Origin of the sequence: Haloarchaeobius sp. FL176 (genome assembly GCF_024609245.1) — an archaeon.
Classification (GTDB): Archaea; Halobacteriota; Halobacteria; order Halobacteriales; family Natrialbaceae; genus Haloarchaeobius.
This window is the reverse complement of the sequence record NZ_JANJYH010000020.1, coordinates 1-23,459: the sequence shown is the minus strand read 5'-3', so window position 1 is coordinate 23,459 and position 23,459 is coordinate 1. Positions and strand designations below refer to the sequence as shown.

Here is a 23,459-nt window from a genome sequence, read left to right as displayed (position 1 = left end):
CTCAATGGGCCATCTGGTGTTCTCGATGCCTGGGGTATGCATCAGCGGTATCTTGCTGGACGTCGAGATCGGGGTGTTACCCTAGTTGATGACCGAATCGAGCGTTTTGAGGACGGTCGCGTGTCGTACCTCAGTTGCTTCGACGATGATCTCTTCGTGGCCACTCAGTGGGGTGGCCCCATCCCTACCCTGGGACGTCTTGCGGGAACCTTACTCAGCGACAAGGCACTAAGCAAGGTCCTCACGCCATCACGCCTTGGTTCCGAGTTCGAAGAAATCGATAACTCGGTTGTTGAGAAACTCGATAGAGAAGCCGGGGAAATCATCCGCTGGGGGCATCAGATCGGATGGTTTGGCGAAGACGAAGAAGACTATGACGGCTGGCGTGACCGTATTGGAACTGTCCGCAGTCTGTGTTTGAAACAGGTCGGTGAACTCACGAACAGCGACGACGTCGAAGCTCGAACTGAATTAATCCGTGATCTGCACGGACTTATTGCCTCAGCGACGCAGCTGTACTACGCAGCCGGTGTCGATGTCACAATCAACATCCGAGTCCCTGACACAGGAATGCTCATCAGTGATGACCGTCGTCTCAATGACTTCCTCGACTTCGCTCGTTACACCGTTCCAAAACAGTCGGTGTATGGGATTCACTCCGGGTACAGAATGCTTCTGGAGGACCGACCGGACAAACTGAAACGTCGTCTTCCGTACGACGTGGACGATGCTGACTCGACGATGCACCTGACGGCGTCGTGGGTTTTCTCAGGACCGACGATGACCGATCTCCACGGCGACATCGAGCGTGCCATCGATCAAGAGGCGAACGAACTCCGTGAAGCGATTGCGAACGGACGAGAGTCAACACCAGTGATGGAAATTCCCGTACTGATTGGAAATTCCTATTCCGCGGTCCGTGATCTTGTCGAGGAATACGCTTCGGCGAAGAGCTATCAGGTGGCTCACCAAGGGGATATTCACGAAGGGAAACAGGATCTCGAACGGCTCGTCAGATTGTTCCTCCGTGTCCTTGGAACGGAAGATCGCCCACACCGGGCGTGTCCTCACGACGTGGCTGAGGCTATGCTCCACATTGCCCAATCCACCCAGAGTTACGATTTCCTCACTGTAAGAGACATCTCATACGGACTGTCGAATCTCCCCACGAAACGTCTCTTGCCTGAACTCCCTCCAACAGCGACGAAACTCCTCAAAACACTGCTCAACGCTGATGATCCGATGGGACGCTCTGAAATCATCGATACCGCGGATATCTCAGAGAGTAGTTACGACCGCTACATCAACGAACTTGCTGCTTGGGATATCATTGAACCCCGGGAAATCGAGGGACACCGCCGGTGGGAGGCACACTTAGAGCCGTGGTGGACACCGCAGAGTGATCGGGACGAACCCTTTGCTGACCCCGATCCAGACACGGGTATCTTGTTCGCTGAATTCCCTCGTGATGTTGCCAGTGCGGTGATGTGCCACCTCACCACCCATTACGACTTACCTGCCCTCGAAACAACGTACATCGAGGGAATCCGACCAGGTGACGACATCAAGGCTCTCTTCGACGAGCACGACCGGCTCAGACGATGGTGGCCATTCCTCTGGGGTGCATTTGCCGACCCAGGCGAGCTTGAACGAGGCCCATCTGGTACAGCAGCTTCGGACTCCTCCGTCGTTCGTCTTGGTCAATCTCCAGGGCCCGATACGGCCCAATCGAGTTTCCAGGACATTTCAGAAACAGCTACCAAAAGAGATCGTCTCAGTCAACCGTCACCAGGGCTAACTAATGACTGACGACAATCGATAACTACGCAATGAATCCTCCACAGCCAGCATCTGAACCGTACTCGAAAGGAGATGAAGTAACCGTGTACGTAGGTGAAGACGACCCCGACGTCCGGTACCACGGCGTCAAATGCATTGTCACTGACCGCTTGCAGGATGATCTGAACACCGAGACAGGGCGTGACCGTGATCAGTACCTCTACCGCGTAAAAAGACGGTCAACGGGCGAGGTTCTTCCTATTGATTTCCGGCACGGTGATCTTGTACCCACGACGACATTAGAAGAACAATCTTCAGAAGATAATTATTGACTGCTTCTCGGCTCTAGCAGAAGTTCGGAAGGTATGGACGTCAAGGTAATATTTTAGTTACACAACTGAAGTCAACTGCGGATGGAACGGTAAACTCACCCTCCAGACAATCACATTTTAACATATTACCGGGTCGAAGAACGGTGTTCTTGTCTCTACTTCCAAATGAAGCACGTCTTCTCCGCGGATATTGTTCAGTCGTACCCCTATAATCGGGTCCGTAAGGAAGTCAGCTCCTCCTCAGCTCGGCACCGGCTCGTACCACCTGTGATGACCACCTTACCAGACGCGAAAATGAGGAGAACAAATGGGGACTCTGGCGGCCGGTAAATTAGCCCAGGAAACTGCTCAGGCTCATATTCTGTGGACTCCAAACCAAGCAAAATGGACACCGCGGAAAGATCAACCGGCTGTTCAAGATCGCCGACGAAAACCGAGGTCACATGATCAAAATCGTACGATGGAACGTCCACATCGATTCTCTTTAAGATTTCACGAAACGTCGATTCTGCTTGCCTGAGTGCGTCCTCAGAGTCGGCCCCTCGGATTTGAAATGTACCGGTGCGATACACGGTGAAAGCAGAACCATTCTCGTTGAGACGAAGCGTGACGATACCGTCGCTAGTGAAGTTGACCTCAAGTGACTCACCCACTTCCCCTCTTATCGCATTCACGAGAACATCCAAATCCAACTCGCGTCCTAAACTACCGCTCCCCATCGTACTGACAATCTCCAAGCTCACGCCTACTCACTGATGGCAGTAATGAAATCATCCACACCACCGTATTCTGATTCGATTTCCTCCAGGCGTTCGCTTGTGACCCGAATGAACCGAACGGGGTACCGGTTCCTATAACCCAACAACTCCGCCACTGTCTTACCACTTACTGAAACCTCAATCGGATCGTTGAACAGCAAGAGATAATCCCAATCCCGATCACCGCTTACATCCTCCAGGAGCTCTTCTCGAATCGCGTCACCGAAATCCGGATTGTGCTGTTTCCCTCTAACCTGGGCTGCATACTCGTACTGGTTTTCCCGAGTATAGAAGAGAACCCAGTCGCCACTGTCTGTGTTTTCCCATGTTGATTTAATTGAGGACGTAAGACCCCACACGTGGGCGCATGATCCCAAGTCTTCATCAATAAAGTTCGAATACATCTCCCGAGAGACACCGTCCAATACCGTCTCACGAAAGTGCCCGTATGCGCCCTTCCGGTTAGTTGCAGGGGCGAGAAAAAGGCCAGTCATACGCTAGTCTACTTTGTGCGCCTTATTTAAATCGGTGGAACTCGATTCTGAGCTACGTACCTCATAGGATCCATTGCACAGGTAGTCCAGTTATGAGTCAGAGGCAGGTCTCGCCATCGAAGGTGTTCAATTGTTCCGTCATCCATTTCAACGACGAACAGGTGTGAGTCACGTGAATCTCCGGTTTCTTGGCCGGCGTCATCCTCGAATATTTCGACAATCCCCTCTTGTTTCCGGTGGAGCCGCTCATGATCGGGGTCAGCCTTATTCGGAATATCGACCATAACTCGATCTCCTACCTCAAATCGCCTCATTAGTCGATCTTACTGCTACTCTCCCCTGTCAGTACGGCTGGTACCAAAAGTGAGCAGGAGTTGGACCTCATCCTATAACACTCAGGATACAATTCTTATCACCCCATCCTGTGGTATTATGTCGGTTTGCCTGCATCATCCAGTGAATGCCCAGTAAGAAACTTGCCAAGGAAGACGCGACTGAGGTTCTCTTCGTGAAAGAGGCTTTAGGCGATGACCCTACCTTCGGTGTTAACGTGGAACGGCTTCTGAACCACCCAGATATGGGCTGGGTAGTATTTGAATTTCTGAAACTCGGAGGGCCGTTTACTGACCCCCCATACAAATGGAGAGATCGACTCGACATTTATGCAAGTCATCCGAACAAGTATTGGCACAGGAATGGACGAAAGTTTGTGTCGCTGTGGCAGCTAACGCAAGCACTTGACGGAGTGCTCTTTCTTGTGAATTACTCGGTAAGAGAGGCTGAATCAGAAGACGGTGTACCAGATAACTGTATCCCTCAGCCCTACGTTCGGATTCCTCCAGAAACCGACGAGGAGGAGAAAGTCTACTACTACATTGCGAAAGATAAGGGTGCTCACGTCATGCAAGTCAACGACATTGATCTCAGCGCTGATTTCGATGATTACGATGCTGAACCTATCGACACTCAACCAATCCCAGAATCAGAGAACGGTATGGACTGGGACGAGTTTAGCGCGTGGTTCCGTCAAGTAAACCGCGAAAGTAGTAGTGACCCTCGGGATCTTTAGGAACTCTCGCCGTACTCTTTAGAGGACTTCCTCAATGACCTCCATCTCATGTGAGTTCGAGATTTCTCCAGTATCCCACTGTGCGACGGTATCGATTGCTGAGTCCACTATCGCCTCAATCTCGTCCCAGTACTGTTCCGGACTACCGTTCCGGGTGGCGAACCGTTCAGTGTAGAACTGGTCGAACAATTCCTGAACCCGTTCAGTCTCTTCCCCTTGGCTACCTACAGTAGCACACCAACGGTGAATCGTTTCTGTGTGGATGTCCAAGTACAGGGAGCTGAGAATCGCATTAAGACTGGTCTGTACTGTTGTTACTTGTTCTGAAAGGTCGCGGTTGGAGTCGTGGTTCAGCTGTCTGGCCAGCGTGAGCACCCACGCGAGATGTGCCACTGGGGTTTCGATGTCAGAGGCGACCTCTGGGATTGGGATCGGCTTGGAGTACTGTCCGTCCATCACCCGCGCACTCTCCGTTGTTTCTGAGAAAATCGCTTTCTGCAGGTAGTAGGATGCACACGGGTGGTTTAGTGCTGCGTAGACGAACGCTATCTCCTCCGGTGTCCTATCTGCAAGCGGCACATTTACCAGCTTCTCCGTGCCCACTACCTCTCCATTTGCGTCGATCCACGCCCGGAGTCGCGTACCACGAAGTACCTTCAACATGACCCGAGGAACGGCGTACTCGTTAACGGAGTCCTGGTAGTCACTGAGGTCCTTGTGCCAGATGTCCTCCAAGTAGAACTCCTGAACCCACGGGTTCTTGTTGATGTAATGGTCGTCTCCCTCGTCCAGTTTCTTCTTTTTACTGTCTGGGATGTACAACTGCCTTGTCGTGTCTTCGGTGGACATCACGTCGCCAAGACGACGGTCGTGGGAGCGCAGGCGCTCCAGAACATCACTCTGGTCGTCAGTTATCGGTCGGAAGATGATGGTTTTCGAGTCCATCATGAATTCCTGATCCACCCACCCAAGGTGGACTGGCTGATTCGCAGTCGTACTCCGAAGGTCTCGACTCCGGTGTACAGTCGGGATACTTGCCCGGCCGTTACCACCGAGAGTATTGACTATGGCAATCGTTTCGAGGTTCACTCCCACGAACCCGAGTCCGACGTCGAAGACATGCTTGAATTCGGTTTCTTCCAGTAACCGCTCCCGAATGTCAGACCACGAGCTGTAGAAGGCTATGCTCTTGCTGACAATGTAAGAGATGACTCCCTGGTCATGCACGAGGTCCAGTGCTCGTTCGTAGAACCACTCACAGGAGTCGTTCGTCCCTTGGCATTCGTAGTTGGCCTCGTTCTTCAGCAAGGGTTCCTCTTCCGGGCTCACGGACGCACCGTACGGTGGGTTACTGATGATGACGTCAAACCCGCCGTATTTCATGAATACGAGCGGGAATTCGAGCGGCCAGTGGCACGCGTCCAACTTGCCTTCCCGGAAGTCTTGTCCGGCGTACTCCCGCTCGATGAGAACACTCCAATCGTCCGGGTCTGAGAAGTGCTCTCGGAGTTGGTCGAAGATCTTCTCAACACCCTGCTTGTTGAGTGTCGGGCTGTCCAAACGTGCTTTGTATTTGTACGTGGTGAACCCCTGAATTTCCAGATATTCGTCGATGGATTCAGGTATCCCATCCGGGATTTTGATGCTGAGCGTTGTGGAGGATTGCGGGGCCGCATTTAGACTGTCCCACGCTGCACTCACATCGTCAACATGATCGGCCATTGTGAGCCGATTGTTGTTTGAGTCGCTCTGTACTCCTGCGTACCACTCATCGAGGTCTTCTTTCAGATCGTCATGCCGACGTTCGAGGTCACGCTTCGTCTCCTTCTCGGGGTCACTGGATTCCCTATAGTCACGAACATCCTCCCCATACTGGCGTAATTGGTCCTCCATCGTGGAAGAACCCAAGGTGTGCTGCTCGCCGGTTACTGCAGCGGTTTCAGTAAATCCGAGGAGGCTGTTTCCGGTTCGGATGTTGAACGTGATATCCGGCAAGGGTGGGATTTCGTCACGTTCGTCTACGGACGCACCTTCGGTCGTCTCCACTGGAGTCGCGCTGATCAGCCACAGCCAAAGCCGTAGCTTACAGATCTCCGTTGCCCCTTCCAGGATATCCACACCGAAGATGTTCTGAGCAATGATTTGCCGTCGGAGTACGTACTCATCAGTGTTAGGTCGGCACATCGACCGCCACTCGAACAGAGTGTTCGCTACTGCGAGAGCAAATGAGCCGCTCCCAACTGCGGGGTCACACACCTTCAACTCCTGTAGCTTCGAATCCAGGTACTCCAAGACTTCTGGTGAGGTTTCGTAATCCTCATAGAGAACATCAAATCCGTCCTTCTGGTCAGATTCGATTGTCTCTATCTGGTCCTCGCCAGCCCGGTACAAGTCGTCGGGATTGAGAGCTGTAGGTGCTTCCCCTTCATCAAGGTCTTCGTCAATCTTCTCCAGTAGGCCTTCCCACAACGCACGGCGGGCTTTGAAGTCGGTTATGTCTTCACCCGTGTAGTACGCACCGACCTCACTGTTCCCCTCGGAAAGAAGGTCGTTTCGCTCGGAAGCGTCTAAATCACTAAGCCGGACGTCATCACCGACTTTACTCACCGAAATGACGAACTTCTCGTAGATGTACCCCAAGACGGCCGGGGTGAGGTTTCCTACAGTGTCCGCTTCATCTTCGTCTGTCCCCTCCAACCCGTCCAGGAGCCAATTGTACTCGTTAAGTTCGCTGATTAGTGCTTCCCAGTCAAAGTCCTCAACGACGAGTTCTTCATCCTCAGAGACAATGGTTCCGTCCATCGTGGTGAGGTCCTCAGGCTGGAAGAGCCCACCGTTCAGGTATGGGACGTGGAGCCAGTAAGACCCGGTGAATTTGACGTCATCGGCGTCTCGGGAATTCAAGCGATCGAAGAAGACGGTTTGAAGCAGCGTCCAGAAATCCTCGTGTTCGTCCACGAGCGTGTTGAACACGCCATCTGTTTCCGCTGTAACCATCTTCTTGGAGTCATTCACCGGAATGACGACGCCACGTTCAACGAGGAAGTAGAGGAAGATCAGGCGGTCGATGATTCGCTGAGCGGACAGAAGCTCCTCTTGCTTGCTGAGCGTGTATCCGCTCTCAGTGGTGAGAGAGCTTGCGAGGTCGGATCGGTGGTCCCACAACTCTCGGTAGAAACGATCAACGACGTCCTTGTAGTCGAAGAGGGCGTTGATGTCTTCGGAAACCTGTTCCAGCTTATCGAGCTTACTTTCCGCCGTCGTACCCGTGTGGATGTCGGGATTGTAGATGAACTGGAAGTTTCCACGGGACGCACGGAATACCTGAACCCGATTGGTTTCTGGGTCGAAGAACCAGAAGTACTGTAAACGGGTTCTCCGCTTCAGTTCCTGTGCGATCTTCTTCGGCGTATCCTGAGGGACATCTGCCATCGGGAACTCGAAGTACGCGATCCGCACAGAGCCCTCAATACTGAATCGGTACTTGACGTCATGGTCTGCGTCGTACGTTACGGTGTCCGACGTAGGCTCTTCGAAGTATCCAGCATTGGCCAGGTACTCGTAACCATAGCCGTCAGTTCCGTTGCCCTGTGGCGTAGCGTCCAACGTTCTCGGGTAGTTCGTAGTATCAGTCATGGTCTTGATATTTGATAACCGCCTTCACCTCGCTTTCTCCAGACTTACTCATCCCTTTCTCCGACATTTGAATAATTGTTTGCCATTCTGATGAGCTCCGGATCTCGCTGTCTGGGTTCGACATCCAGCCGTAGTCCTCCTCTTGAATTGATGACAGACTGTCTTCCAGGGTGTTCCGTTGGGGGACCGTGTACGTGTCCGCTTCCAGTCGCTCACGAATCGCTGAAAGCGTCTCTTTCATCTCAGGGTCAGAAACTACGCCCATTACCTCTTCGACCTGGTCAACTAACTGTGAGGCAGCACGGCCTAATTGACCTGCTGTAACTCTCTCGCGCTTGTACTGCTCCTGTCGTTCTTCTCGAATCTTTTCGATGGTCCCCTTATCACCGTCGGTGAGACCGTTTTCGTTTGAACCGGCTTTCACACTCCGATGCAACGGTGTCCAGATTGAGGGGTCGCCTCCCGTCTCCCCGAGGATAGCGAAGTCAGATAGTACCGTTTCCCGAACCTCAGCGTCACTATCAGCTGTTTCCTGTTCCTGACTATCAGAGGAGTCCAGAACGGTGTAGATTGGCCGTCTTATCGATGGTGAGACTGCTGTGACGTCATCAGTAGTCAGATTGTATGTATCAATAGCCCGCCGGAGGATGCGATCTGTTCGAGTTTCCTCCGGTGGGGCCTGTTCCGGCGCAATCTCACTTGGGTTCGAGGAGGCCATCGTTTCGTTATACTCATCCAGGCTTTCGATGTATTCTTCTCGCTCCTCTTCGTGCAGTTGCTCGATCTTCTTCTCGTCCATCAGCCAGACGATGAAGTCCAGACCCACGATGTCGAGTATGGTGTCCAGTCGAGCGTCCAACTTTTCGTACAGTTCGAGTTCTCGGTCGATGGAATCGGCCGGCCGGAAGTTGTGAACCTCAACCTTCTTCGGGTTCGTAATGCGTAGCGCTCGGCCTGTTCGCTGAATTAGCGTGATAGGATTGTACGGGAGGTCGAAGTTCACGATGACGTCCGCACGCGGGATGTTCACCCCCTCCGCCAACATATCTGTAGTAATTATGACATCGAACTCTCCCCGGTTGAAGGAGGAGACGAACTCCTCCTTATCCGCAGATACCCCTCCGTGAATACGTCGAACACCTTTGAATTCCCCAGAAAGGCTGTGATACAGATATTCAACTGTGTCACTGTATTGGGAGAAGATGACAACCGGTTTTTCGTCAGTTAATTTGTCCTCGATGATTGACCGGAGTCTCGAAACTTTGTGGTCATCGGGATAGGGAACAGTGGAAGTGTGACCGAACGAAGACGTGATTCGGTCTAACATTTGTTCAATAAGATTGATGTCTTTTTTGAGATTACTGAGCACCGTCTCCTGAACATCTGAATCCAAGGAACGATAGGTGGTAACGACGGTCTCCAGTCGTTCGAAGTCTGTCGCATTAGCAGCTTCCTGTGGGTCAATACTGGTAGACAGTGAGGCAACGTCATTTTCCGAAATCGCCGTGTCTCTCTTGATTGACTCGTAGTACAGGATGAACCGTTTGTGAAGATTGTCGATGCTGTCGTGGAATGCCTTGAGGCTACTTTCGAGGCGCTTGTACAACCGCCACTTATGTCGGAAGATCAGATTATCGAAGTCTTGGTACCCCTGACCGTCCCAGAGCTTCGAAGGTTCGTAATTAAGTTGATCAAGGAAGGGGACGATCTCCTCGAACACCTCACTCTGGTACCGGCGGGGGTAGTCATACTCTTCCTCTGTGATTTCGGGATCGTCGTATTCAACATCGTCTCCCGCTAGCTCACGCAGATCGTCTTTGAACTCCTCCTGGATAATGCGCCACGTAATTTTGATGGACAGTTCGTTCTCGATCTTTTTGATGTCCTGAATGAGGCTGTTGCTGAGGTCGTCGTACTTATCCAACTTCTTCAACTGTTGTCTGGTGTTCTCGTAGTGTGATTTTAGACCAGCCTTCTCAAATTGCTGTACCCGTCCTGCCCGGTAGAACAAGTCGATTAACGAGAACAGATCTTCGGGGCTGATGTTGATCGGTGTCGCGCTCGTCAGGAGGACATCGGAGTCGCTGTTCTGCCGAATGATGTCTTCCAGATTGTTCCGACGGTTACTGTCATTCCGGAAGTTGTGAGCCTCATCAACGATGATCAGACTGAACCGGTCAGTGTAATCCCGATAATCAAAAACCCGATCACCCTCGGTTGCTTCTTCGAGTGGTTGTTTCTGAAGCATTCCCATCGAGAGGAATTCTGTTGCAGAATCAATATCGAATTCTCCGAAGACCTCTTCCCACTCGTCAGTCACATTAGAGGGTGCTACTACCAGGATCTCTTTATTCGGCGACCGCCGCTGGTATGTTGCTGCAGTTTGAGCCGCGACGTATGTCTTGCCAGTACCGACACTGTTCGAGAGAATGTATCCACCATACCGCTGGAGTCGTTCCATCACGATGTTATACGTTAGATTCTGGTACTCCAGAAGGGGTGAGCCATCAGATGAGACACTACTGTCTAACAAGTAGTCTCGGTCGAGGTAGCGAATGAGCTTCGCAAAGAAGACAGACGGTGGCTGGTATACGTAGTCGCTCTGTTGAACGTTCTCAAGAACCTCCAATACGTCAAGATCCTCTTCCCCTTGTTCCCACAGCTTGTCGAACCACTCCCGGAATAACTCTCGGTCCTGGTTCCCAGTCTGCATCTGCACCGAGAGCTCGATGTTATTCTGGAGCCCCCCTTTACTGAAGTTAGCTGAGCCTGCCCAGACGTCGTCTGGTACCTCAGAGCGAAGGTAAAAGCTGTACAGCTTCGGGTGAAAGTTCCGCTCAGTAATCACCCGGAAATCCACCAGTCCGCTCTTAATAAACTGCTTGAGGACTTCGATTGCTTCGTCATCGTATTCAATAACCTGGTCGGTGACTAGAGAGAGTAGGATCGACTTGGTCCGGTTCGAGGTTTCAGGCCCCATTACCACTCGTATAGGTGCCTCAGTCCCCCACTCCGCGTCGTCTATTTTACTGACGGTGTCAGTACCGATTAATTCCTTAAACTTCCCAGAGACTGCTTCAAAGCCCGAAAAGAAGAGAAATCCAGTTCCGATGTCCATTCGGAAACTGTTCTCACGATCTTCCTCGATTGCTTTAGTCAGGTAGTGTTCAAACACATCAAGTACACTACCCTCTTTGTCCTCTTCTAAGAGCCCCGCGTTATTGTCGATGACCCGGTTTCCGATATCTTTCATTTGTTCTCACGTTCCTTTAATAGATGCTTGATGACTGAATCGAGCGATGTGTGATCCTCTTCGTTCTTGATTTCTTCAACGCGTTCTTCAACCGTCCGGTTAGCGTTATCGACAAGCGGAGGGAGAGAAAGCATCTTGTTACCGAATGTAACCAACATGCTAACTTAGTGTTTAGCTATTCCTTGCCGTCCAGTCCTGTATTTCACTCAGGGTGATCTGAGGGCAGGACGAACTCCGCAGAGGATAGAGCGGTGTTGCTAAGTGAGTCTACTGACTTTTCAGAGAATAGAATATGACGGAGCTTATAGAGGATCTTCCGGGGGATTGGGAACGGTACCGTGTCTCGGAAGACCCGAATCCGACCTACACTTACCGCCACCAGTACTTGGACGTTGAGGTTAGCGTACTTGCGATGGACGCGGAGGAGATCGACCCTGAACTGGATGCAGAATACAGCTACAGTATTAGTCTTCGGTGGGCAGCTGATGTGGTCGGCGTGGTTGAGGACTTCTTCGATGGCCCAGGAGAGATCACAACTCGCGGTGACGCTCGGGACTGGACACTAGCGTTACTGACGCAGATCGAACAACAATTCGTACCCGGAGATACAGACTACGTTTCCCGGGCTATGAGTGCAACAACGGGTCAGCAGACGACTGGAGGATCATCCAGTCGGTTCCCTGATGCTGAAACCTGCCCTGCCTGTGATGCGCCTTTCTTCCAATGTCGCGGGATGGACACCTACGAGCAGGCGCAGAATCATTTTGACTATATGGATGATGAAGAGCATGAGGGGTGGGATGTTTCGCTCGAAGAGCGACCATAGTCACGCGTTTAGTTAGTACAAAGTACTAACTCACCAACTGCTCGCCGCTGATTAGTTTCACTGTGGTTGGATGACCTATATGGGGCTATCAGTTCTTGTCCCGGGTAGAGGGTGGTTCAACCCCTCTGCCACACGCTCCCAAAGAACTCGGCCTTCACCCGTAGAAGGCTGTACACCCCTCTTTGGTACACACTATGAGTTCCCAGAATCCTCAAGTTGGTGGGTGTCCACGCTGCGGTGAAGCGATCCAACACCGCCACGTCTTGATTGAGTACGAGACAGGAGATGAACCTCGATATTGGGCGGAGTGCCCAGGGTGCGGCGACGTTGTAGATCCCGACACATGATACGCATCTTCAAGCGCGTGCTATCTTCGTCTGACCCTATTGATCTCGTGGTGGAATGCAGGCAGTGTGGCGCTAATCTGGACTCTGCGGATGTGGATCACTGTCCTGCGTGCGGTAGTTCCGAGGTAGCGAGTTATCGGCTGTAATCTGCTAATCTCTCTGGAATCTTCGCTGTCGCTGAAAACGAGTCGTACGCATCAACGCAGTCATTCCTGGGATGTTGTGCGGAACGTTGTTCCAGAGTCGAAGCTCGTGAGATCGTCAATTCGGGCTTCTAACTCCTCGATCTCTTGCTGAAGGTCTTCGGTGTTCTCATCTGTGGCAGCAAGCTGGTCTTTCAGCCCTTGTAGCCGGGACTGCTTGGTTTCTTCATCTACCTCTGCTTTCCGGACGTATTCACTCTCTGTGATGTCGTACACGTCCGGGTCGGTGAGGTCGGTCACTTCCAGTGCTTCATCGACCTTACTGGAGTCTACGGTCGTCACACGCTCCCGGTCGATCCCCGCCTCTTCTAACCGGGTGAGTACTTCCTCGTCGTCTTTGAGCGAGCGATTCCGGCGTGACGTGCGCTGTACTGAGCCGTATTGGCCGCTGACTGGCTGATCATGATGGAGTCGGTCAAGTAGTACGGCACGTACTTCCTGTCGGAGTTCGTTGGCATTCCGCTGGACATCTGACAGTAACGTGTAGAGGTTCACCAGTGCGGGTGTCTCTGTCTCTTCAAGGTCGGTTGGGTCGTGGCGTTCGAGTGCGTCAATCAGCAGGAGGGCATCGGCGTAGACTGGGATCTCTGGTTCTTCTCGATCAGATGTCCCACTGGCAACCTCGTGAGCGTCAACAAGCGGGGAGCTCGTTGGCGTCTCCGTCTCTGTCAGCGTCCCGGCTCGGTCATCGAGTTCGAACCTGGGGTGGAGACTCAGGACGGTCGCGTATGGTTCAGCGTCTGCTGGCAGTCGGTCCAACTCGAAGCCAGCGTGGGAGTCTTGTACACGCTGGAAGAGTGTTTCAAACTGGTCGCGCTGAAGTGGAGTGGTTCCGCCGTCATCTCGATACGTGATGAGAATCCGGTGTTCCTGCACGTCGGTGAGACGAAAAGGGGTGCGTGATCGTGGCGTGAGAAGTGTCGCATCAGACGGTAACTCCTCAGCGTGATCGAGAAGCGTGTGCCAACTTGCGCTGAACGGCATACATTGTCTTCATCAGCACAGGCCAAAAGCCTCTGGACGCCTGACGCATTCTTCTATCAGGGTTTCGCTGTTCATTACCGACGAGCAACCTACCGATGAAAGAGATGTTGTGGGAAAACGTTACTCTTCTTTCTGCGTCTCCTTTTGTTGTTCAACGCACCATTGGTAGATTTCTTCTTTCAGGTCAGTGGGCGTGTCGTCGAATATCATTCCTAGCCGCCATCCAAGATTATGCCATGAGAGTCCTTCCAGAGCTCTCGGACCAAACTCCTCGCCGTTTTCTGCTTTGGTCCAACCGGCCTTGAAAGACCCAACTCGGTCATTGCCGGGTTCAGGGAAGACTCGTTGGTCCTCATCCCAATCGTGTTTCAGTCCGTCAAGTCGGTCACCGCTTGTAGACCCTTCTAGTTCTTTGACGCCTGCAACGAACAGGCCTGCCCAAGTTCTCCCCTGTTCATCTTTTATTTCTTTCATTTCTTCATACTGGTCATCATCGAGTTCGAACCGTATCTCTCGCGCCATACTCACACTTCTATTTCGAAACAACTTATGCTTTTTCACCCATTTTGAGTTTTGACTATCACAGCGTTAAATGGCGTAATGAGGGGTAGTACAGGAGTATGTTCCTCATCTACTCGTGTGATTTAGACAGGGGGCTAGTTCCCCATCCCATTCGTAGTGCCGACTTATCATAGAAGTCGGAAACGAACCGTGGAATATGGCGGGTTTTGGACTCGATCACGAGGTTTCCCGTAGCACTAAGTGTAATGTTTTCTTAACAAGTATGCATGAGACTGGAGGCGACTGCAAAAGACGACGAGTACAAAGTCTGGATGACAGACACGGAGCTCGAAGAGCTCCGACGGCACGCCGCTACTCACCGTGACGACCTAATCATCCAGCTCGGCGGTTACGTCGGTCTGCGTGCGTTCGAGATTCCTCAGATCGAACCGCGGCACGTCCGGCGGACTGACGACGGCGAACACTACCGGGTCCGCGTCCCCGAAGGCAAGGACACGAGTGGAAACGGTGGGAAGCCGCGGAATGCGTACCTGCCCCGTGACGTGGAAAGTGACATTCACCGGTACGCGAACGCCGAGGACGTTGACCGGCATCAGTCGCTCGTGGAACTGTCCGAACGCGGCGTCCGAGATGTCGTAAAGCGGACTGCCGAGCGTGCGGCGGAAGCAACCGGCGACGACGACTATCGGTACGTCTCCAGCCACGATCTCCGCCGGCGGTTCGCGCAGCGCCTCCTTGTCGAGAAGCAGGTGAATCCCCGCGTCGTGATGCAGGTTGGTGGGTGGGACTCGTTCCAGGCCATCGAACCGTATCTGAATGCACCGACACCTGATGTCGTGAACGATGCCTTCGAGGAGGCTGGTCTCGCATGAGCGAAGACGACATCGATCCCAAGAACCCCCGCCCGGAAGGACACTACCCACGGTTTCGAGACAACGAGTGGCACTACGTTCCCGACGAGCTGGCTCAGACAATCTCCCTTGGTCCGGCCGGTGACGGTGAGGAGGGGCAAGACTGGGTGCTGACGTACACCCCTGAACGACGCAACAAGGACGACCGCGAAAAGGTGCTAGTCCGGCTGACACCCCGAGCGCTGCACGAGCTGTACATCGAGACAAAGAACCTCTCAACTGACCAGCGGATGCACGGCCACAGTGCTGAATGTGATTTATGCGGTAAGCAAGTCGATCTCGATAAGGCGATTCCGAACCCGCGCGGTGAGCCGTGTCACAAACATTGCTGGGCGGAATACACAGGCGCACCCGAGTGGTTCGCTGACCACGTATGACCGATGAACCACCGGTGCTGCAGCTGTACCAGCGAGCACTTATCTCTCGTTTTGAGTTCCGCGTGGGTCAGAGACGAACTCGTAGCAACCGGAGTCGTACTTGTTTTCTAAATGCCCGGCAAGCGCGAGCCGTTGAATCCGGTTCTGGACGGTTTGACGGACCGGATTACCTAAGTCTGAGAGAACGCCGCGCTCATCGAGGGCACGGTACACCTCAGTTGGAGTTGCTTTGCCCCAAGGTTCAGCGGGTCTGCCTTCGAGAAAGTAATCCAAGATGGCAGAATCCAGCTCATCGATAGCATCAGGGCTAAGCGGCACAACTTTGTCTATGCTTATCGCTTTGCTAATAACTGTCGGAATACTTTTGCTAAAATAATCATATATGACTTTGATAATGACTTTGCGAATAGCAAAGACATAAGTAATCCTAATCAATACACTCTGTTGCCGTCTCGGACGGCAGGCAAGCACAGGATGGATTCGTCCCAGACCCCCCTGATGGTTAATTCGGGATACCGGGGTGCGTATCCTGTTCACCGTGGTGGACAGGGCATCGTGGTGGGTGCCCTGAGAGAAGCCCACATCTTCCCTTTGAGAGCGAATCCCGGGTTCGACTTCCGGCTTGCCCCTGGGTGGCGACCGTCGCTGGTGAGATACAAATGCCAATAGAACTCAAATACAAATGCCCCGACTGCGGTTGGGCAATTAAATGGATTTACGATGAGGAAGAGGAGAGCCTCCAGTCAGATGGATTAATCGGATGTCCGGGGGCACAGTGTACGAGACTTCACGAGATTTCTGCTCGTAATGTCCCAGACGACAAAGCAAAGGAGGTCATGAACGACCGGTTCGAGCGCTGACTGGATGTCCTGACTTCGCCCCCTATGTGGTAGGCGTGTAGAAAGTTCATGAACCGTTGATATTTCCGAGCACGTCGTTTCTTGTCATACACTGACCCAATCGATTTGCTCTGGTAGGGATGTTCGAGGGTGTCATAGAACGGTTCACACACCTGTTCTTCGCTTTCCCAATTCGCTCAGTACAGGTGAACAAGGTAACAAACGCTGTTATTTTGATATTAGTCACCCTCCCACTTTGGTCGCTTCTCGTCGAAGTGGGGGCCTTTCGTTACGATGTGTTCGTCTCTGTTCCAGTTAACCAATCCCTCCTGCTCTAATTCCGAAAGAGAAAGGTCAGAAAGTCGGAGGCGGAGCTTCGCTACATCCTCGTCAGCAGAAGGTGGATCATCACGTGATCGGGCTTTGGGATACTTGGTATTGCGCATCAACTGTAGAAGGTGCCCACGAACCTTATGCCCTCAACATTTTCACTGGCTTGCTGTTTTTTGATTAACTGAGATACAATCTGATTCCCGCGATCAGTTCGCACACCTACTGAGCAGGCGATTCATCGCTAATTGTACTGAAATCAACAACCTTGTGAACCGTTCTATGACACCCTAATGTTCGTTTACTGGCGGTAGAGGTGAGTATCGCCGAGGTTGATCCTGATACGGTTCACCGGACCAGAAGCCACATACGTTAGCACTTATTACTAATTATAGTGGCAAACCAGATCAAGTCCTCCGGTGAGGATGGGCTCGCACTCCAGGTTACGAAACCGGCTCGATCTGCAGGGCTCGTAGAAGAAGACGACGAAGGGGAAGCAACGTTCCTTGCCAAGGTTCGAGTATTTTCGTTTGATTCACTCCTCTTAGTGGTCGGCTTGGACTCTCTGTCTACAGAAGAGGTAACTGAACTCGTCGTCTCCGCAACTCAAGACACGAAGAGTATCTACCGTGCAATGGATGCGACTATGCAGATTGCAGGAAATGGATATCAGGTACAACTTCCACCGGCCGAGGACGCAGGTTTCGACGAAGGCGACCGTGCTCCTTGTCAGGCTGCGCCCGGAATCCTCCTCATCTCAAAGGCCGGTGATACTGTAGGACGTGATGCAAGTCGTCTTGCTGATGACCTTGTCACGATCCGTCGTGAGCAAGTGATCTAAGCATCTGGTTAGAATTGACAGACTACAACCTTTTGACTATCTTGTGAACGTGAGAGGGTTAGCACTTTGTACTAATATCTATTCTTTCTTGATGCCAAGCCGAGCTGCTAACTCGTCCTCATGCTCGATGGCGAAATCCACGAGTGTTTCCATGAAGTCTGCGTGTTTCTCGATCCCTCCCTCTCCAGCTACTTTCGAACGCCCGTCTAACTGCTCGTAAAGTGAGTTCAGGTTGTCTGCCTTCTCGTCAGGGAGATACATTGGCACTTGACGTCGATTCCGAGTTGAGTTCGGATTCGGGTCCGGTCCTGGCTTGTCACTCGTATCACTCACATCACTCGTATTATTCGGGTTATCTGAACTACTCGAATCATCCGAGACACTCGAATTACGCGTGTTATCTGACTGGCTCATATCCCCCTCTTTGTCGTTTCCGTCTGGCCGCCGGTCGTCGAATCGTTGCCCGAGCTCGTCCTTTGGATCACTCATGAGAGATCCTCCACGTGTGTGGCGATTGCACTGTATTTGTCACGCAGTGCTTCTGCTTTTTCTGCATCCCACGAGTAACCTGCATTATCCGGGTTATACGCGAACACTGAAGTTCGGTATTCAATGGCGTGCTCGACCACTGCCCAGTCCGGGATCTCAAAGACATACTCCTCACCGAACGTGCTGACGAACCAATCCTGCATCTCGTTACTTACCCCGTCACGGCCAACTTCGTTGAGAACAGCTGCGACGGTAGAGATGTTGACGTCATCGAACTTGTCCTCCAAGGTGTCGATCTCGTCAAACAGGATTTCGAGAGAGTCTTTCGCAATTGTGTTGGCGTGGCTCGGGAATAGAACGTTTTCAGCAGCAAGCAGCGCCCCGTCAGCGAGCGGCCCGAGGTTAGGAGGGGAATCAATCACGATGTAGTCGTAGTCTACTGTGAGACGGTCGAGAGCGAGTTTTAGGGCCTCGACCCCACGGGCTTCTGAGTACAGGTGCTTCTCCAGTCTGAAGTTCCGTAAATGGGATGGGACTATATCGAACTCACTTCCGTTGACAATCAGTTCGTTGAGATCATCGAGCGTGAGCTGTCCCATCTCGGAAAGGACGTCGTAGAGTGCGTACTCGCCTTCCCGGTACTGTTCACGATGTCCGAGTTTGAGTGTGAGCCCGCCCTGGGGATCAGCATCAACAGCCAGGACATTGTGGCCTCGGTCGGCGAGCGCTCCAGCGAGATTGATGCTCGTCGTTGTTTTCCCGACACCACCCTTCTGCATCCCGACATCGATTCTCACGCTACCACCACACGTGTATTCCGTACAATACGGGTTTCACGAACCATTCGAGCAATACACGTATCTCGAATAATATAAAATCTCCGTCAGACAACTATCTAGTTTCGAACACCGAACCCCCAGATGTAGTGGTTCCTGGAATATAATGGTTCCAATATTACTGGCCCATCGCGGTCAAAAGATTCGATGATTGCATCGAGTATCCACCAGATGCCGCTCTAGGCAGGGTCATTCAAGGAATGGGTTCAATTAACCGAGTGTGAGGCAGGCCTCCTAGTCGCTGCTGTTGCTTCTCATTCCTGCCATCCCTCTCCGACAGCTGGAACTGGATTCTCGTAAATGTCAAACTTGTAGATCCCATTCAAGTAAGGCTCTCGAATGTCCGTCTCGTAGTTCTCGTATTGGGACTTGATGTACACTCTGTCTTCTGTGTCGCCGTCATTCTCTGAATCCCCACGAATCCGTTTTTTTCGTATTCTGTCAGGAATGATTCCCCCGTGAATCTGAGAATTCGAGGGGGCATGTGCCGAGCTGAAATAGTGTCGTGCTTGGTGGAATGTGACTTTCTGTTCTGTATCTAGATCAGTATCCCAAAAGATAGACCTCCAGTGTGTCTGTTCACAGTCACGACATCTGTACCGACGGCCAGTCTTATCACCTGAACTTGGATTATCCTCAATGACCCGACCGCCACAAGCTGGGCACTCAGACAACTGTTCTTCATCTCCAAAGTGCTGAATGCTATCAGAGTATTTGCTTCCTCCCCACAACCTGTGGCGGAACGCGTGTGACCCAATTCTTCGAGGGTCTGTTGCACCAACTACGAATAGTGGATTAATTTGAAGATTGTATGTAGAAGAACGAACAAGCAGCCACTCGATCAATGCAGTCTTCAATTCTGAATCCACCGGCAGAACTGATCCTTCTTTTTCATTCCGTTTATTGCCACATCCCCGAACTTCACCACTCGTCTCTGGACCTGGTGTGTCTTCATTCGGGATTTCACTACCTTCATTGAACCCCTCGTAAATTAGAACGGTATCTGGCTTATCCTTGATACGGGGATCCAATTGGACGCCGTGATTATCGATAGTCTGCCAGAAAACCGGATGATCGATATGAAGACACCGCAAATCAATGTTGAGAACCTCTCCTGCGCGTGTCCCATGTTTGTATCCGAGTAACCATGCAGCACGACTAAACGGCTGATCAAGCCAGTTCAGGAAGTACTGCATCCTGTGGAATGGGATGTATGGACGGTCTGATTCAAGATCGTGGTTCACGCGAAATTCTTCTAACGGAACAGTAACTGGATTTCCAGCGAACGCATTCTTCCGATTAAGAACTTCATAGAACCCTCTCAGGCGCGCTAAGCGGCTATCGATTGTTCTGTTGCTCATATTGTCATCGGGTTTCAGATCGTTCTCAATGAACGCTTCAACATCGCTTTCTACTACGTCTCGGACCCCGAGAAGCTCGTGACTACTTTCCGTGTTCTCGTTGAGATTAGAATTCCTCTCATTAAGTAGAAACTCCTCAAACCGGTGAATTATATTCATCCGCTTGGCCAAGTCACGCTTGACCAAATCGCTCTTGTGCTCTTCGAATCTGTCAACAGGGTTTAATCGCCATACTCTCTCTGCATCCTTACGCCGCTTTTCACGAGTGACAGTATTTGTCCGCGATAGATCCCTGGTCTCTTTTTTCCTCTGTTTAGCATCAGATCTGTCCTCAGAATCCCCACCCGTCATTCTTTCCTGATATAATCGCCGTCGATGGTGGTTTTGATTTTCCCCTCTTGGTCCAACTCTCGAAGTGCTTCAGTTATTGTCTCGATCTGTTCTTCTTTGGTTCCGAAAATCACCTTTCGCAACTCCTCTTTTGAGATTGCCCTTGATTCATTGGCTGGCATTTCGGTCAATATTGTTTCGGCAATATCAGTGTCTCCGAGTGAGTGAAGCTCCGAATCAACGGTAACTGGAGCGTCTGTCTCAACTAATTCATTGAGGAGATCTAGATCGAGTTTATTGCTGCACTGGAAGAGGATCCGACCCGCTTGAAATCGTTGCCGAATGTATTTAGCCCGCGACAGTCCAGCCTCTTCTGCTTCTTTATCAATCTCCTCAATCACATCATCGTGATGAGTGAATGATGTGTTATCAGTAAACGATAGTTTACCCATATTCTCCCATTTGGTAGGTAGTAGTATAAAAACTTGGGAATTATAGGTCATCTATTCAAGCACACTAGCCTTCTATTTTTATACTTTATAAATACTGTTTAGGTGGTTTGTCTAATCACCATCATCGTATGCGTGATCAAATGATTTATAATATGGGAGGAAGTGGGTCTAGTACCTCTGGCAAGGTATTATACGTCCGTAAATGGGAAAATATGGGTATGGACGATGAAGTTATAGATGACATCAAAATTGAGCGCGATGCTGAACGTGAGTGTTTATTAAGATTAGATAAGCGGGGTAGAGTCACGATCCCATCAAATGTACGAACCCGGTATGGCATAGATCCAGAAGACGACGACAAAGAATACTGGGTAGAACTCACACTCCATCGAGTTGAATCACGATCCCAGATCAACAGCGATGACGTTGGGGGTGACTCCTAGAACTGCTTCTAATCACGGTGAGGAACCAGGGGCGACCCAACGTCCCCCAGAATTGGACTCCCAGTAGGCCAGGGTGTCCGTGATCAGCTCTTCATCACCGAGCGCAGTAGGAGTTCCGTCCCCCCACGCGACTCGGAAGTCGATCCTCGTGGAAAGACTGATCTGAAGTCTACAAACACTGGAAACCCCACCCCATTACACAATCATTTAAGTCGGTCCGACTCACAAGATGAAGCAACAGCTAGGAAAACGCAACTCACCAGAAGAAGCGGATGCTTGAACACCTCCTGCTTCTTCCCGAACCGGCTTAAGCGTTTGCCTTCAGAGAGCCGCTGCTCTGTCCCTCTCGCCACTAAGCCGGCAGGTCGGGCGTATCCCAGCCACCGCCAGAGATGTACATCCAAAACCAGGATCACCGCGATAGAAAGCACCCCCAGTAACTCCACTACTACGCTATAGTCATGACTCACAAGCACAGTTCCAAACGACAATCCGGGTCCGATGCTGCCAGGCCTCGCCCCGGATGTCGTTTTGAAGTATCGCTGCAGCGGACCAGCAGAGCCGGTCCTCGCCGTGGACGGAGCGGTATTATCGGGACGCTCCTGTCCATAACGTGGACGCGAGGGTTCAAATTGGTTTCGGGACCCTCGCATTCTCCGGCTTCCACGCAGTCCGCACCTCTCCACGGACTGCATGCACACGCCTAATCAACAACAAGGAATCCGGAAGATCGTTCCAGGAGGGAGCCTCTCTACTGCTGGAATCACCATCACCGAGGTCACCCCACAGGTAACGGAGTGGATACCTGATCTCCTCCATAACCTGCTCCCAAGTAGTGTTGAGTCTGTTCGAGGATTCATCCGCGAACAAAACCCCAGGGTGCTCGCGCACGAACGATATAACACTGTCCTTCGTCGTCTTCAGGAGGATACCCTGGGGTTCGACCACCGAAGATGGCAATCTACAACGGATCGTTGGAGTGATGCAGAAGCTGAGGCGGTCGAGTATGTGAATTCGCTCGTCGAGTTCGCGGTCAAGTACCACGATGTAGACGAAGACGACCTTGACGAACTCTCAGGTTATCACCGGCAACGATACAAGTCGCTCAAAGACAGCCTCACCACAACCAGTACCGGGCGCGGCCCGCTTAATGCCGGACTTGAAGCCCTCGCCAAAGGACCCGTTCAACTCCATAGCGAACTTGATGACACACCCCAACCCATCACACTCGTACTTGATGGCAAGTCGTGGTCAACACTCGATGACCGTGGGACAGGAGTGCGGGCGCTCGCAGCTATCGCAGCTCTTGGCTCTGCCTTCGACGTCCGCCTAGTTATCTCACCAGCGTTAGACGCCGCGATTGAGCGACGATACCCAGACTGGTACGACGCCCATCTCCGTCTTACTGGCACCCGTGAGACGTCCACTACAGACCTACCGGGTGACGACGGGCAACCATCGCCGGATCAGCTCAAGGCGGCGTGGGAAGCAATACAGGATCTCCCAGAAGAATCAGGGCGACTTCGTCTACTGGGGAACCTCCCCGTTGACGGGACCCGAGATTATCGTGATCTCAAGCAGGATGACGAAATCGACGTGGAATCTGGAACTGTTGGCCGCTACATCCTCGACCTAGAAGAGCTCGGGCTCGTGGACATCGACCGGCGTGGACAATACAACAGTGCATCCCTCACGGACTTAGGTCAGGCTGCTGTTGAGCAGTACGTCACCCCGGACTACAGAGTGATTCACCCGGCCCAATCGACGTTGGAGACGCATCTTACGCCGACCCCTCAGCCCCAAGCAGGTACAGTGTATCCCGCGCAGATGAACACGAGGGAAGGGGATCAACCTGGGACAGCAGAGGGTTGGTTAGCTGCAACAGGGACTCCTAGTGAAGGAGCAGACTACGTCCAATGGCTCAATGGGCCATCTGGTGTTCTCGATGCCTGGGGTATGCATCAGCGGTATCTTGCTGGACGTCGAGATCGGGGTGTTACCCTAGTTGATGACCGAATCGAGCGTTTTGAGGACGGTCGCGTGTCGT

At 52.0% G+C, this 23,459-nt stretch carries 17 protein-coding genes and 2 pseudogenes; 9 read left to right on the top strand and 10 right to left on the bottom strand.

What is annotated here, in order from left to right:
* Positions 1 to 1,809 (top strand): annotated as a pseudogene (locus NO978_RS19390) (plasmid replication protein RepH); the annotation flags it as partial.
* Positions 1,810 to 2,317: 508 nt separating this feature from the next.
* Here the strand turns inward: NO978_RS19390 and NO978_RS20100 are convergent.
* Positions 2,318 to 2,854, bottom strand: coding sequence for a transcription factor (locus NO978_RS20100; RefSeq protein ID WP_369684170.1), 537 nt, complete (start codon positions 2,852 to 2,854; stop codon positions 2,318 to 2,320).
* 2 nt (positions 2,855 to 2,856) lie between these two features.
* Positions 2,857 to 3,363 (bottom strand): hypothetical protein, encoded by a 507-nt coding sequence (locus NO978_RS19385; protein ID WP_257301176.1) that lies wholly within the window; start codon positions 3,361 to 3,363, stop codon positions 2,857 to 2,859.
* A gap of 460 nt (positions 3,364 to 3,823) precedes the next feature.
* Here NO978_RS19385 and NO978_RS19380 point away from each other — a divergent pair, with 460 nt between their 5' ends.
* A complete protein-coding gene (locus NO978_RS19380; RefSeq protein ID WP_257301175.1) occupies positions 3,824 to 4,432 on the top strand; it encodes a hypothetical protein in 609 nt (202 codons plus the stop codon).
* Between the two features lie 18 nt (positions 4,433 to 4,450).
* Here NO978_RS19380 and NO978_RS19375 read toward each other — a convergent pair whose 3' ends face one another.
* The gene (locus NO978_RS19375) at positions 4,451 to 8,068 is read right to left on the bottom strand and encodes a DNA methyltransferase (protein WP_257301174.1); all 3,618 of its coding nucleotides are present in this window, start codon (positions 8,066 to 8,068) and stop codon (positions 4,451 to 4,453) included.
* Positions 8,061 to 11,321 (bottom strand): helicase-related protein, encoded by a 3,261-nt coding sequence (locus NO978_RS19370; RefSeq protein ID WP_257301173.1) that lies wholly within the window; start codon positions 11,319 to 11,321, stop codon positions 8,061 to 8,063. The genes NO978_RS19375 and NO978_RS19370 overlap by 8 nt, the downstream gene beginning before the upstream one ends.
* A 292-nt stretch (positions 11,322 to 11,613) precedes the next feature.
* Here NO978_RS19370 and NO978_RS19365 point away from each other — a divergent pair, with 292 nt between their 5' ends.
* Complete coding sequence (locus NO978_RS19365; RefSeq protein WP_257301172.1) at positions 11,614 to 12,147, top strand: hypothetical protein; 534 nt, start codon at positions 11,614 to 11,616, stop codon at positions 12,145 to 12,147.
* Between the two features lie 553 nt (positions 12,148 to 12,700).
* Here the strand turns inward: NO978_RS19365 and NO978_RS19360 are convergent.
* Both NO978_RS19360 and NO978_RS19355 read right to left on the bottom strand, forming a co-directional pair.
* A complete protein-coding gene (locus NO978_RS19360; protein WP_257301171.1) occupies positions 12,701 to 13,681 on the bottom strand; it encodes a hypothetical protein in 981 nt (326 codons plus the stop codon).
* A gap of 120 nt (positions 13,682 to 13,801) precedes the next feature.
* Positions 13,802 to 14,203, bottom strand: a complete 402-nt coding sequence (locus NO978_RS19355) for a hypothetical protein (RefSeq protein ID WP_257301170.1) — start codon at positions 14,201 to 14,203, stop codon at positions 13,802 to 13,804.
* Positions 14,204 to 14,469: 266 nt separating this feature from the next.
* Between NO978_RS19355 and NO978_RS19350 the strand changes: the two genes are divergently transcribed.
* The 4 genes from NO978_RS19350 (at position 14,470) to NO978_RS19335 (ending at position 17,501) form a co-directional block, all read left to right on the top strand.
* The gene (locus NO978_RS19350; protein ID WP_257301169.1) at positions 14,470 to 15,075 is read left to right on the top strand and encodes a site-specific integrase; all 606 of its coding nucleotides are present in this window, start codon (positions 14,470 to 14,472) and stop codon (positions 15,073 to 15,075) included.
* Positions 15,072 to 15,491 (top strand): hypothetical protein, encoded by a 420-nt coding sequence (locus NO978_RS19345; protein ID WP_257301168.1) that lies wholly within the window; start codon positions 15,072 to 15,074, stop codon positions 15,489 to 15,491. Before NO978_RS19350 ends, NO978_RS19345 begins: the two co-directional genes overlap by 4 nt.
* A gap of 659 nt (positions 15,492 to 16,150) precedes the next feature.
* Positions 16,151 to 16,351, top strand: a complete 201-nt coding sequence (locus NO978_RS19340; RefSeq protein ID WP_257301167.1) for a hypothetical protein — start codon at positions 16,151 to 16,153, stop codon at positions 16,349 to 16,351.
* Positions 16,352 to 17,054: 703 nt separating this feature from the next.
* On the top strand, positions 17,055 to 17,501 hold the full coding sequence (locus tag NO978_RS19335) for a hypothetical protein (RefSeq protein ID WP_257301166.1): 447 nt from the start codon (positions 17,055 to 17,057) through the stop codon (positions 17,499 to 17,501).
* A gap of 78 nt (positions 17,502 to 17,579) precedes the next feature.
* Here NO978_RS19335 and NO978_RS19330 read toward each other — a convergent pair whose 3' ends face one another.
* From NO978_RS19330 to NO978_RS19315, 4 genes are all read right to left on the bottom strand, one after another.
* Positions 17,580 to 17,990 carry a hypothetical protein gene (locus tag NO978_RS19330; RefSeq protein ID WP_257301165.1) on the bottom strand — a complete coding sequence of 137 codons (411 nt, stop codon included), beginning with the start codon at positions 17,988 to 17,990 and terminating at the stop codon, positions 17,580 to 17,582.
* Complete coding sequence (locus NO978_RS19325; RefSeq protein ID WP_369684169.1) at positions 17,987 to 18,787, bottom strand: ParA family protein; 801 nt, start codon at positions 18,785 to 18,787, stop codon at positions 17,987 to 17,989. The genes NO978_RS19330 and NO978_RS19325 overlap by 4 nt, the downstream gene beginning before the upstream one ends.
* Positions 18,788 to 19,080: 293 nt before the next feature.
* Entirely contained in the window at positions 19,081 to 20,538 is a 1,458-nt protein-coding gene (locus NO978_RS19320; RefSeq protein WP_257301164.1) for a hypothetical protein, read from the bottom strand.
* Positions 20,535 to 20,969, bottom strand: coding sequence for a hypothetical protein (locus NO978_RS19315; protein ID WP_257301163.1), 435 nt, complete (start codon positions 20,967 to 20,969; stop codon positions 20,535 to 20,537). Before NO978_RS19315 ends, NO978_RS19320 begins: the two co-directional genes overlap by 4 nt.
* A 218-nt stretch (positions 20,970 to 21,187) precedes the next feature.
* Here NO978_RS19315 and NO978_RS19310 point away from each other — a divergent pair, with 218 nt between their 5' ends.
* Together NO978_RS19310 and NO978_RS19305 are read left to right on the top strand one after the other, a co-directional pair.
* Entirely contained in the window at positions 21,188 to 21,412 is a 225-nt protein-coding gene (locus NO978_RS19310; protein ID WP_257301162.1) for a hypothetical protein, read from the top strand.
* Positions 21,413 to 22,105: 693 nt separating this feature from the next.
* Positions 22,106 to 23,459, top strand: a pseudogene (locus NO978_RS19305) (plasmid replication protein RepH); the annotation flags it as partial.

Coding starts and splice junctions, on each gene's coding strand:
- NO978_RS19315 (WP_257301163.1), bottom strand. CDS start 20,969: ATGGGTAAACTATCGTTTACTGATAACACATCATTCACTCATCACGAT.
- NO978_RS19370 (WP_257301173.1), bottom strand. CDS start 11,321: ATGAAAGATATCGGAAACCGGGTCATCGACAATAACGCGGGGCTCTTA.
- NO978_RS19385 (WP_257301176.1), bottom strand. CDS start 3,363: ATGACTGGCCTTTTTCTCGCCCCTGCAACTAACCGGAAGGGCGCATAC.
- NO978_RS19310 (WP_257301162.1), top strand. CDS start 21,188: ATGGACGATGAAGTTATAGATGACATCAAAATTGAGCGCGATGCTGAA.
- NO978_RS19360 (WP_257301171.1), bottom strand. CDS start 13,681: ATGCCGTTCAGCGCAAGTTGGCACACGCTTCTCGATCACGCTGAGGAG.
- NO978_RS19380 (WP_257301175.1), top strand. CDS start 3,824: ATGCCCAGTAAGAAACTTGCCAAGGAAGACGCGACTGAGGTTCTCTTC.
- NO978_RS19330 (WP_257301165.1), bottom strand. CDS start 17,990: ATGAGTGATCCAAAGGACGAGCTCGGGCAACGATTCGACGACCGGCGG.
- NO978_RS19345 (WP_257301168.1), top strand. CDS start 15,072: ATGAGCGAAGACGACATCGATCCCAAGAACCCCCGCCCGGAAGGACAC.
- NO978_RS19365 (WP_257301172.1), top strand. CDS start 11,614: ATGACGGAGCTTATAGAGGATCTTCCGGGGGATTGGGAACGGTACCGT.
- NO978_RS19320 (WP_257301164.1), bottom strand. CDS start 20,538: ATGACGGGTGGGGATTCTGAGGACAGATCTGATGCTAAACAGAGGAAA.
- NO978_RS19350 (WP_257301169.1), top strand. CDS start 14,470: ATGAGACTGGAGGCGACTGCAAAAGACGACGAGTACAAAGTCTGGATG.
- NO978_RS19355 (WP_257301170.1), bottom strand. CDS start 14,203: ATGGCGCGAGAGATACGGTTCGAACTCGATGATGACCAGTATGAAGAA.
- NO978_RS19375 (WP_257301174.1), bottom strand. CDS start 8,068: ATGACTGATACTACGAACTACCCGAGAACGTTGGACGCTACGCCACAG.
- NO978_RS19340 (WP_257301167.1), top strand. CDS start 16,151: ATGCCAATAGAACTCAAATACAAATGCCCCGACTGCGGTTGGGCAATT.